The organism is Streptomyces sp. CBMA29 (assembly GCF_014596445.1).
Classification (GTDB): Bacteria; Actinomycetota; Actinomycetes; order Streptomycetales; family Streptomycetaceae; genus Actinacidiphila.
This window is the reverse complement of record NZ_MECL01000077.1, coordinates 83,292-93,827: the sequence shown is the minus strand read 5'-3', so window position 1 is coordinate 93,827 and position 10,536 is coordinate 83,292. Positions and strand designations below refer to the sequence as shown.

11 protein-coding genes are annotated in these 10,536 nt (G+C 72.7%); 4 read left to right on the top strand and 7 right to left on the bottom strand.

The window, feature by feature from the left end:
• Together BGM09_RS12330 and BGM09_RS12325 are read left to right on the top strand one after the other, a co-directional pair.
• A partial coding sequence (locus BGM09_RS12330; RefSeq protein ID WP_188281555.1) for an ATP-binding cassette domain-containing protein occupies positions 1 to 1,010 on the top strand: 1,010 nt, incomplete at its 5' end.
• 36 nt (positions 1,011 to 1,046) lie between these two features.
• Positions 1,047 to 2,858: a GAF domain-containing protein gene (locus BGM09_RS12325; protein ID WP_223186710.1), complete on the top strand. Its 1,812-nt coding sequence runs from the start codon at positions 1,047 to 1,049 to the stop codon at positions 2,856 to 2,858.
• A gap of 18 nt (positions 2,859 to 2,876) precedes the next feature.
• Here the strand turns inward: BGM09_RS12325 and BGM09_RS12320 are convergent, their stop codons facing one another.
• From BGM09_RS12320 to BGM09_RS12295, 6 genes are all read right to left on the bottom strand, one after another.
• A complete protein-coding gene (locus tag BGM09_RS12320) occupies positions 2,877 to 3,791 on the bottom strand; it encodes an HAD family hydrolase (RefSeq protein WP_188281554.1) in 915 nt (304 codons plus the stop codon).
• A gap of 343 nt (positions 3,792 to 4,134) precedes the next feature.
• Positions 4,135 to 4,554 carry a DUF6344 domain-containing protein gene (locus tag BGM09_RS12315; protein ID WP_188281553.1) on the bottom strand — a complete coding sequence of 140 codons (420 nt, stop codon included), beginning with the start codon at positions 4,552 to 4,554 and terminating at the stop codon, positions 4,135 to 4,137.
• Between the two features lie 344 nt (positions 4,555 to 4,898).
• Entirely contained in the window at positions 4,899 to 5,501 is a 603-nt protein-coding gene (locus BGM09_RS12310) for a TetR/AcrR family transcriptional regulator (RefSeq protein ID WP_188281552.1), read from the bottom strand.
• The gene (locus BGM09_RS12305) at positions 5,498 to 7,030 is read right to left on the bottom strand and encodes an MFS transporter (RefSeq protein WP_188281551.1); all 1,533 of its coding nucleotides are present in this window, start codon (positions 7,028 to 7,030) and stop codon (positions 5,498 to 5,500) included. Before BGM09_RS12305 ends, BGM09_RS12310 begins: the two co-directional genes overlap by 4 nt.
• Before the next feature lie 325 nt (positions 7,031 to 7,355).
• Positions 7,356 to 7,748 (bottom strand): type II toxin-antitoxin system VapC family toxin, encoded by a 393-nt coding sequence (locus BGM09_RS12300; RefSeq protein WP_188281550.1) that lies wholly within the window; start codon positions 7,746 to 7,748, stop codon positions 7,356 to 7,358.
• On the bottom strand, positions 7,745 to 8,026 hold the full coding sequence (locus BGM09_RS12295) for a hypothetical protein (protein WP_188281549.1): 282 nt from the start codon (positions 8,024 to 8,026) through the stop codon (positions 7,745 to 7,747). The genes BGM09_RS12300 and BGM09_RS12295 overlap by 4 nt, the downstream gene beginning before the upstream one ends.
• A 93-nt stretch (positions 8,027 to 8,119) precedes the next feature.
• Between BGM09_RS12295 and BGM09_RS12290 the strand changes: the two genes are divergently transcribed.
• Together BGM09_RS12290 and BGM09_RS12285 are read left to right on the top strand one after the other, a co-directional pair.
• The gene (locus BGM09_RS12290; protein WP_188281548.1) at positions 8,120 to 8,632 is read left to right on the top strand and encodes a hypothetical protein; all 513 of its coding nucleotides are present in this window, start codon (positions 8,120 to 8,122) and stop codon (positions 8,630 to 8,632) included.
• A gap of 24 nt (positions 8,633 to 8,656) precedes the next feature.
• Positions 8,657 to 9,553, top strand: a complete 897-nt coding sequence (locus tag BGM09_RS12285) for an LLM class flavin-dependent oxidoreductase (RefSeq protein WP_188281547.1) — start codon at positions 8,657 to 8,659, stop codon at positions 9,551 to 9,553.
• 32 nt (positions 9,554 to 9,585) lie between these two features.
• Here the strand turns inward: BGM09_RS12285 and BGM09_RS12280 are convergent, their stop codons facing one another.
• The gene (locus BGM09_RS12280) at positions 9,586 to 10,536 is read right to left on the bottom strand and encodes a MerR family transcriptional regulator (protein WP_188281546.1); all 951 of its coding nucleotides are present in this window, start codon (positions 10,534 to 10,536) and stop codon (positions 9,586 to 9,588) included.

Below are 10,536 nucleotides of genomic sequence, written 5' to 3'. Positions count from 1 at the left end.
GCGCGTACGTCGGCGTCCGGGCCGTCAGCGGCCACCACCTCCAGGGCGTCGCGCTGGCCGTGCTCGTACTGACCCCGCTGGCCGCCTTCGAGGCCGTCGCCGGGATGCCGCTCGCGGCCCAGCAGCGGCAGCGGAGCCGGCGCTCGGCGGCGCGGGTGAGCGAAGTGCTGGACGCGCCGCTGCCCGTACGCGAGCCGGAGCGGCCCGCGACCCCGCCCGCGTCACCGTTCCCGCTGGTCGTACGGGAGGTGACGGCCCGCCACCCGGGCCAGGACGTACCGGCGCTGGACGGCGTCGGCCTCACCCTCACCGAGGGCCGCAGGATCGCGGTCGTCGGCGCCTCGGGCGCGGGCAAGACGACGCTCGCGCACGTACTGCTGCGGTTCCTTGACGCCGAGTCGGGCACGTACACGCTGGCGGGGCAGGACGCGGCGGGTCTGGACGGCGACGACGTACGCCGCCTCGTCGGCCTGTGCGCCCAGGACGCGCACGTCTTCGACAGCACCGTCCGGGAGAATCTGCGGCTCGCCCGCCCCGGCGCGGACGACGGCGCACTGCGGGACGCGCTGGCCGCCGCCCGGCTGGACATCGACCTGGACACCCTCGTCGGCGAACACGGCGCCCGGCTGTCCGGCGGCATGCGCCAGCGCCTCGCCCTGGCCCGCGCGCTGCTCGCCCGTTTCCCCGTCCTCGTCCTGGACGAGCCCGCCGAACACCTCGACCTGGCCACCGCCGACGCCCTGACCGCCGACCTGCTGGCCGCCACGCGCGGCCGCACGACGCTGCTGATCACCCACCGGCTGGCCGGTCTCGCGGGCGGCGCGGTGGACGAGATCGTGGTGCTGGAGCGCGGACGGGTCGTGCAGCGCGGCGGCTACGAGGAACTGGCGGCGGCCGAGGGGCCGTTCCGCCGCGCCCTGGAGCGGGAACGGCTCGCGGACACGGCCCTGGCCGGTGCCACGGCCGCCGCCCCGGGGCCGCGTTCGCTCGTGGGCACGGGCACGGCCTGACTTTCCCGGACATACGCCAGCAAATAACCTCGGTTCATGGCCTCAGACAGCGAGATGCCCGGCGGGATGCCCGGCGGGACGCCCGCGGGAGCGGGCACGGAGACGGCCGGGGCGGCACCGGCCTCTTCCGGACAGGCACCCGGCGACGGGGAGCCCCCCGAGCCGACCACCCTCAGCTTCCAGGGCATCGCCTCCCAGATCACCGTGCGGCTGCCCGACCTGCTGGAAGCGGTCGTCTCGGTCGGCACCGGCATCGAGCTGCACACCACGCTGCGCCGCATCGTGGAGACGGCGGCCGAGCTGGCCGGAGCGCGTTACGCCGCGCTCGGCGTCCTCGACGCGGACGGCTCGGGACTCGCGGACTTCATCACGTACGGGATCAACGAGGCCGACGCCGAGCGGATGGGCGCGCTGCCCGACGGCCACACCGGGCTGCTCGGCGAGGTGATCCGGCACCCGGTGCCGCTGCGGCTGGCCGACCTGTCGAACGACGCCCGCGCCGTTGGCCTGCCGCCAGGACACCCGCCGATGAACACCTTCCTGGGCGTCCCGATCCGCGTCCACACCGAGATCTTCGGCAATCTCTACCTCACCGAGAAGCGCGGCGGCTGGCAGTTCACCGACGAGGACACCGCCATGCTGCGTGTCCTCGCCATGGAGGCCGGGATCGCGATCGGCAACGCCCGGCAGTACGAGGCCACCCGGCAGCGCGAGCACTGGATCAGCGGCGCCGCCGCCGTCACCACGGCCCTGCTCACCGGGGACGGCACCAGCGACGCGCTCGACGTCGTCGCGGTGTGGGCCCGCAAGCTCGCCGAGTCCGCCGCCGCGCTGGTCATGCTGCCGAGCCTCGACGAGAACGGGGCCGGGGACGGCGGCCTCGAAGTCGTCGCGGCCTCCGCCGCCGAGCCGGCCGGCATGGTCGGCACCGTCATCTCGCCGCAGAATCCGATCGCGGCCCAACTCCTCAACGGCGAGGCCGTCTTCGTGGCGGACGCCGCCTCCGACCCGCGCACTACCACGCGGCTGGCGGAACGCTTCGGGCCGACCATGATGCTCCCGTTGCGGAGCAACGACCGTGTCATCGGCATCCTCGCGCTGCCGCGCGGGCCCGGCGGCCGTCCGTTCACCGAGGCCGAGCACGTACTGGCCACCCAGTTCGCCGCCCAGGCCGCGCTCGCGCTCGTCCTGGCCGACGTGCAGCGCGACCGCGAACGCCTCGCCGTCTACAAGGACCGCGACCGTATCGCCCGTGACCTGCACGACCTCGTCATCCAGCGGCTCTTCGCCACCGGCATGATGCTGGAGGGCGCCGGCCGCAGGGCCCGTACGCCCGAGGTGCGCGAGGGCATCGGCCACGCCGTCGACGAACTCGACGCCACCATCCAGGAGGTGCGCACCGCCGTCTACGCCCTCCAGCAGGCGCCCGACGACGCCCCCTCCGGCCTGCGCGCCCGCGTCCTGCGCGAGGTCGGCACCGCCGCCGTACCGCTCGGCTTCCAGCCGTCCGTACGTTTCGTCGGCCCGGTCGACGCGCTGGTGGGCGAGCCCACCGCCAAGAACCTCGTCGCGGCGCTGCGCGAAGTCCTCTCCAACGCCTTCCGGCACGCCCGCGCCTCGCGCATCGACATCACCCTCGACGCCACCGCCACCCTCCCCGGCGGCGCCGACGCGGTCCGCCTGACCGCCACCGACGACGGCGTCGGCATCCCCCCGGCCGGCCGCCGCAGCGGCCTGCGCAATCTCTCCCGCCGCGCCCAGTCGCTGGGCGGCTCAAGCCGCTTCGGGCCTGGCCCGGAGGGTGTGGGTACGACGGTGCGGTGGGAGGCGCCGCTGCGTACGGACTGACCGGGCGGTGCGGTGTGGCTACGCGGTTCCGTCGACGTGCCGGGCGGCGATGATCCGCTCGATGACGCGGGCGACCCCGTCGTCGTTGTTGGACTCGGTCCGGTGCGTGGTCGTGGCCAGCACGCGGGGGTGGGCGTTCGCGACGGCGTACGACGTACCGGCCCATCCGAGCATCGCGAGGTCGTTCGGCATGTCGCCGAAGGCGACGACCTCCGCGGCCGACACCCCGCGCTCGGCGCAACATCGCGCCAGCGTCGTGGCCTTGCTGACGCCCTCGCCGCTGATCTCCAGCAGCGCGCTGTCGCTGGACCGGGTGATCTCGCCGTGCTGCCCCGCCACGCTCAGGCCGATGGCGAGGAATTCGTCCGGGTCGATGGACGGGTGCTTGGCGAGCAGCTTCAGCAGCGGCTGGCGCTCGTCGCGCACGGCGAGCAGTTCCTCGATCGGGGCCGTGGGGCCGAAGTCCGGCTCGATGACACGCGGGTAGTCCGGCTCGCGGTAGAACGTGTCGGCGCGTTCGACGGCGAAGGTCGTGCCGGGCACGGCGGCGCGCAGCGCGTGCGCGACGGCGAGGGCGTCGTCCTCCGGCAGCGGGAACGCCTCGATCAACTCGCCTTTGCGCAGGTCCCAGACGGAGGCTCCGTTGGCCAGGATGGCCATGCCGTGCCCCGCGAGGTGGTCCGCGACGGTGTCCATCCAGCGTGCGGGGCGCCCGGTGACGAAGAAGACCTCGATGCCCGCGGCCTCGGCGTCGGCGAGCGCCGCGACCGTACGCGGGGACACCGTCTTGTCGTCGCGCAGCAGCGTGCCGTCCAGGTCGGTGGCGATCAGCCGCGGCGGAGGGGCGGAGTAGGAGGCGGCGGACGACACGTCCGCTGATCGATGCTGCCCGCTGGGCTCATTGGCTGAGGTCACGGGCCCATCCTTGCGCATCCTTGCCCCGCCCGCACAAAGGTGCGGATACCCGCTCAGCCGAGCCCGTTTCGGCCGTGATTCCGGCTTGATCCCATCGCTCCCGGGGACGTCACAGGGGCGCGGGTCACGCGATCACGGCAGGGGTACGGGCTGACGGACTGGCTGCGGATACGGCTGACGGTGCGGCTGGCTGGTGGGGCTGCTGGTGCGGCTGCTGGTGTGGCTGCTGGTGTAAAGAGGGTGAGCGCTGCGCTTGTCGGGCGCAGAAATCTGTGGGGTCGGTGCGGTGCTGGCGGTGCTGGTCGTACAAGAAGCTTGTACAGAAGGGGAGTTCGTGCGGGGACTGCGTACGCGGTCCGGCTCAGCGGACGAGCACCGCTTCGTCCGCGGTGCTGGTCAGGGCGTGGTCCGCGAGGGCCGGACTCGCGGGGTACGGCAGTGCCTCGCCGGTGTCCGGGGCGATGCTGCGGGCGGAGGGGGAGGAGCCGTGCGCCTCGGCCCTGATGCGCTGCTTCATCGTGGGCGGCAGCGAGCGGCTGCCGGGGCGCGGGGCCGGCAGCAGCGCGGCGCAGGACGGTGTCCTGGCGGGTGTCGGCGCGGCGTCCGGCGCGGCGGCCGTACCGTTCGCGACAGCGGCGGCCGGGACGGCGGCGGCCTGGGCGGCGGCGGTGCGGACGCGGGCGGTGCGGGCCGGAGTGGCGAAGCCGAGCCCGGCGACGAGCTTGAGGAGCACGCCGACGAAGGCGTTCCAGAAGGCGGTGACGTTCGTGAAGACGTTCATGACCTCTCGATTCCTTGGTGCGGAAATCTGACTTCTCCGATCATGAGGAAGACGGCACGGAATCGTGGGAGCCGCACCCCGGATTCGCGGATATACACATAAACGCCACTCATTCGGACCAATGGGGCCCTGGCCCCGCCTGGCACCCACCCGGCTCCGCGCCGTCTGCCACCACAACGCCGCCCGCCTCTCCGCCCTCCCGGCCCTCCCCGACGGTCGGCGTGACCCGGGAGTGCCCCCCATGCCGCGCTAGGTGTTCTGTCTCGGGAGGTCTCGTCTGGCTGGCGGCGCCTGGTACGCGCTCCCCCGGACTTCGTCCGGGGGAGCGACTTCGCGGACACGCCCTAGCGGTCCGGGTCGGGGTCCTGGGGGGTCAGCATGTGGAGGAGGAGGGTGCGGAGTTCGGCGTCGGGGAGGGCGGGGAGGTGGGTGAAGGCGCCGGAGCCGCGGGCCAGGACGACGCCGATGAAGGCGGCGGCGATGAGTTCGGCGCGCAGGGCGGGATCGGCGGTGCCCTCGGCGAGCAGGCGCCGGTGGAGCGGATCGACGACACGGCGATGGAGCTCCGCGCGGGTGGCCTGCTGACCGGCGGGGTCCTCGTGGGGGCGGACGGCGACCTGGTAGACGGGGTTGGGGCCGTGGCGCCGGGTGCGGTCGAGGATGGTCGCCAGACGGTCGGGGTCGAGGAGGTCGACGATGTCGTCCGGGCCGTCGTTGGTGCGCAGCGTGGCGATGTAGAGCTGGGCCTTGCCGCCGAAGTAGCGGGCGATCATCGCCGGATCGACCCCGGCGCGGCTGCCGATGGCCCGCGCGGTGGTGCGGTCGTACCCGTGCTCGGCGAACAGCTCGCCCGCGGCCTTCAGCAGGCGTTCGCGGCTGCCCGCCGCGTCGCGCCGGTGCTGGCCCGCCCCGGCGGGCCGTTCGCCGGCCGGTGTCGTTCCACTCATTCCGCGGCCGTTCCGTCCAGTTCGTGAAGGTCGTCGTGTTCGCCGGGCCGCGCCCGCATCTGGGGCCGCGCCGACGCCTGGGAGGGCGCCCGCACCTGGGAGGGCGCCGGCACCTGGGAGGGCGCCTGGGCCGGAACCGCCGGCCGTGCCGACGAACCGCGCCGGCGCCACGGCACGGCCACCGCCACCACGGCGGCGGCGAGCCAGACGCCGCAGCTCAACAGCCCCACCGCACTGTACCCACCGGACGTGGGGAACGCCGCTCCTTCCGGGGTGTGCGCTTCGAGCACGGCCGCGCTCAGCGCGCTGCCGACCGCGTAACCGATGTAGCGCAGCACCTGGTTGAAGCTCATGGCGCTGCCCGTCTCGTGTGCGGGCACCGCGCGGACGAGGAAGCCCGGCACGACCGCGAAGATGACCCCGACGCCGAGCCCCGCGACGAACATGACCGCCATGATCTGCGCCATGTTCCCGCGCCATGCGGTGAACAGGGCCATCGCGGCGAGCAGCACCAGGCAGCTCATCGGAAGAACCCGCTGGGGCGAGGTCCGGCGGACCAGCGCCGGGGTGAGCCGGTTGGCCAGGAAGCTGCCCAGGGAGAACGGCGTCAGGGCGAGACCGGCCACGACCACCGTCCGGCCCAGCCCGTACCCCGTGGCGGCGGGCGTCTGCACCAGCCTGGTGACGGTGGACAACAGCAGGTACATGCCGACGCCCGCGAGCACCGCCGCGACGCTCGCGGTCAGCACCGCCCGGTCACGTACCAGCCGCAGTGTGACCAGCGGATGATCCGTACGCAGTTCCCACACCACCCAGCCCGCGAAGAGCAGGACGGACGCGGCGATCATGCCGTCCACGCGAGCCGAGGCCCAGCCCCAGCTCTCGCCCTCGCTGATCGCGACCAGCAGCGACGCGGTGCCCAGGGCCAGCAGCACCGCGCCGACCCCGTCCAGCCGGACGCGGGCACGATGCCGCGCGGCCGGTACGACCCACGCGGCGGCGGCCAGGCCGAGCACGCTGACGGCCACGCCGAACCAGTACGCCGCGCGTACGCCGCCGCCCTGCGCGATCAGACCGGTGAGCGGATAGCCCAGGCCCACCCCCGTCACGGCGGTGATCGACAGCAGGGCGATCACCGGAACGGCGCGGGCGGCGGGCAGTACGTCCCTGGCCACGGCGATGGTCAGCGGCGTGAGCCCGAGGCCGATGCCCTGGAGGGCGCGGCCGACGAGCAGCGCCGCGAAGCCCAGGGGCAGCGCCGCCAGCACGCAGCCGACGACGACCAGCGCGAGGGTGCCGACGACGACGGTCCTGCGGTGCGGCCCGTCACCGAGCCGCCCCATCACGGGGGTCGCCACCGCCGCCACCAGCTGGGTGATCGTCAGCGACCACTGCGCGTCGGTCACGGACACGTGGTCCATCGACGCGATGGACGGTATGAGCGGTGCCCCGAGGCTGCCGATCACGGCGGTGACCAGGCATATGAACGCCAGACAGGGCACCAGTGCCCGAGACCGTGCCGACTCCATCGTGCTCCTCGCGCCCGCGCCCTGAGGTCACCGTGTGATGCCTACAGCCGATGTCTACACCTGATGATATGCAAAGGTGATCGGCGCGATCACCGGCGCCCCCGGGGCCCGCCCCCCCACGGCTCCAGCTCCGGCACCGGGACCGACCGGCGTGTCCCCGCTCAACGCGATGCGGCGCACGCCGCGGTGCCGACGCTGACGGCCGCCGCCGGGGCCACCGAACGGATCCGGCTGGGCACCCTCGTGACGTCGGTCAAACCGCGTTCACGCATCACGGGCTGACCTGCGGGTACTCCTTTGAGAACCGTGCCTGCGCGTGCGAATGTCAGATCGGCTCGATTGCGATGCGCGGATGGCAGAGCCGCCGCAGGTTGTCCACGTTGCTGGTCACAACCGTCACATCGCCGTGTTCCGCGTGTGCGGTGGCCGCCAGCATCGCGTCGATGGCGTACTTGTGACCGTGAAGTCCTTCAGCGGCCAGGAGCTTGCTTGCGGCGCGGGCGGCCTCTTCCGTGATCGGTCGCACCTTGGTGAGGGAGATCGCGAAGTCGAACGCTGCCTGGACGACTTGGGGATCGCGTGCCTCAACCAGCGTTGCAGCACTGGTCACGATCAGCAGGTCGAGGCTGCGAGCCACGTCCAGCCAGACCGTCATGTCGCGGTGCCGCCTCGACAGCTTGGACAGGGCCTCGCTGTCCAGAACGAGCGTGCCGCTCACGCAGCGTCCGTCGGCGTGGCCTCACCGCGGTGAGCCGCGTGGTGCGCCCGGATTCTCTCCGCCCGCGCCGCCACCTCGGCCTGGTCGACGGGACCGTGCTCGGCTTCGTACTCCGCGATGTACTCGTCCACGGCCTCACGCTGAAGCTGGCGCTGCACGGCTTCCTCGATGTACGAGGACACACCCTGCTTTCCCGCGCGCGAGCGAATCGCCTCCAGTGTCTCCGCGCGCAGGGAGACGCTGGTGACCCGGGTCTTGCCGGAGCGGGGAGTATCCATGGCGCGCAGTGTAGTACATAGTGTGTTAACTACGAGCGACTCTCTGCGCCGGGTCGGTCAACACGGATGGCCCCCACCTACGGAGCGAATACCGTGCCTTTCCACTTCTCCTTCACCGGCCCTTCGCCGGAGGCCGTCGCGCGTGTGCGCGCAGTGCCACGTGGACATCTTGAGGACGAGAAGGACTACTACATCCTGGCCTTGGTGGCATGCGGTGTTCTGGACGGGACAGACGCTGCCTTCCGCATCGGCGGCTTCGGCCGGGACGACTGGGCGTTCGACATCGGCTACGACATGTCGGCCTATGTGGAGGAGTTGCCGCGCCTGATCAACGCTTTGCGTTCGGGCCGGGAGGTGGAGCTGGATCTCTACTCGCAGGGGGTTGAGCGCACCTTGACCTTCAGCCCCGATGGCGATCGGGTGCTCATCAGGTGCGTCTCGCGTACTTCTTGGGTGCCGCAGCCGGAGGTCGAGGTTTGCGATGCCAGTGATCTGCTGGGCATGTGCGTGCGGCTTGCCCACGATTTCGCAGGTGCCGTAAGCGCGGTCGCCCCCGCCATCGCCCGACTGGAGCCGTTCGACCGTTGGCGGCGCGGGAAGGTCTGACGGGCGGCCCGTATCGTCGTCCTCATGCGACTGAGCACTGTGATCCTGCCGATCTACCGTTGGGCCGCCGAGGGGCGGGAGGTGTGGCGGCGGGCCGAGGAGCTGGGCTTCCACACCGCTTATACCTATGACCATCTGTCGTGGCGGACGTTCCGGGACAAGGCGTGGTACGGCGCGGTGCCGACGCTGACGGCCGCCGCCGGGGCCACCGAACGGATCCGGCTGGGCACCCTCGTGACGTCGCCGAATTTTCGGCATCCGGTCACGCTTGCCAAGGACTTGATGACGCTCGACGACGTGAGCGAGGGGCGGGTGACGCTGGGGATCGGCGCCGGGGGGAGCGGGTTCGACGCGACGGCGCTGGGGCAGGAGCCGTGGTCGCCGCGGGAGCGGGCGGACCGGTTCGGGGAGTTCGTACGGCTGCTGGACCGGCTGCTGACGAACGGCCAGGTGTCGTACGAGGGGGAGTTCTACGCGGCGCACGAGGCGCGGACGATTCCGGGGTGTGTGCAGCGGCCGAGGATTCCGTTCGCGGTGGCGGCGACGGGGCCGCGGGGGATGCGGCTGGCCGCGCGGTACGGGCAGGCGTGGGTGACGACGGGGGACCCGGCGCTGTACGAGACGGGGACGCCGGAGGAGTCGCTGGCGGCGGTACGCGGGCAGGTGGAACGGCTGGGCGAGGCGTGCGCGAAGGCCGGGCGGGACGTGCTGAAGGTGCCGAAGGTGATGCTGACCGGCTTCACCCCTGACCAGGGGCGCCCGCTGGAGTCGGTGGACGCCTTCGTGGACTTCGCAGGCCGGCACGCGGAGGCCGGGATCGACGAGATGGTCATCCACTGGCCCATCCCCGACAGCGACTTCGACACCGACCCCGCCGCCTTCGAGCGGATCGCCCTGGAGGCCCCCGCCCAACTGGCCTGATCCGCGAGTCGGGTGGTCAGCGAGTTGGGTGGTCAGCGAGCCGCGTCGTCGGGGCGCCGGTCTGTCAGGGCGTCCATGCGGCGGGCCGCTATCTCCCGGTCGGCGGCGGCCGTCACGAACTCCGGTACGTGGTCGGGCCCGACCAGCTCACGGACCGCGGCGACCGTGGCGGCCGGGAGGGGCACCGGGACGTGCGAGGGCGGCTCGGCGGCCGGGCGCGGCGGCGGCGCGGGGAGCACGGCGTCGCCGAGGTGACGGCGTACGTGCTCGGTGGCGAGCATCCGCATGGCGCGCGCCAGCTCCGCGTCGACGGTCTGCTGGGCCAGCGGGCGCAGCCGCCGGACCAGGGTCGCCGCCTCCTCGGCCTCCTCGTCGGTGGGCGGGTGGCGCAGGAACCGCTCGAAGACGTACTCCGTGGTGAACTCCAGGAACCGCTCCGAGATGTGCTCGACCTGGACCCGCAGCTCCCGCAGGTGGCCGGTGATCGCTGGCAGCGGCACACCGGCGGCGTGCAGTTCCGCGGCGACGGCCAGCTCCTGGGGGCTCGGTACGAGGAATTCGTCGTCGCTGCCCGGCACCGGCTCCAGGATGCCCAGTTGCAGGCCCTCCTCGACGGCCGTCAGATCCGCCGTCCCGCCGAACGCCTCGATCAGCTCGGCCAGGCTGATGCGCGCGGGCGTCTCGTCCGACCACGGCCGGTCCACCTCGCCGACCAGGCCGAGGACCCCGCCGAGGCCGGTGCCCGCGTCCCACGCCGCCAGCAACTCCTTGATGCTGGCCAGCGTGTAGCCGCGCTCCAGGAGATCGGCGATCTGCCGCAACCGGGCCAGATGCGTGTCGTCGTACACATTGGCCCGGCCGCGGCGCTCCGGCTTCGGGAGCAGCCCGCGATCGGTGTAGGCGCGGATCGTACGGACCGTCGTCCCGCTCAGATGGGACAGGTCCTCGATCCGGTACGCGCGCTGTTCGGCGGCGGTGGTCAC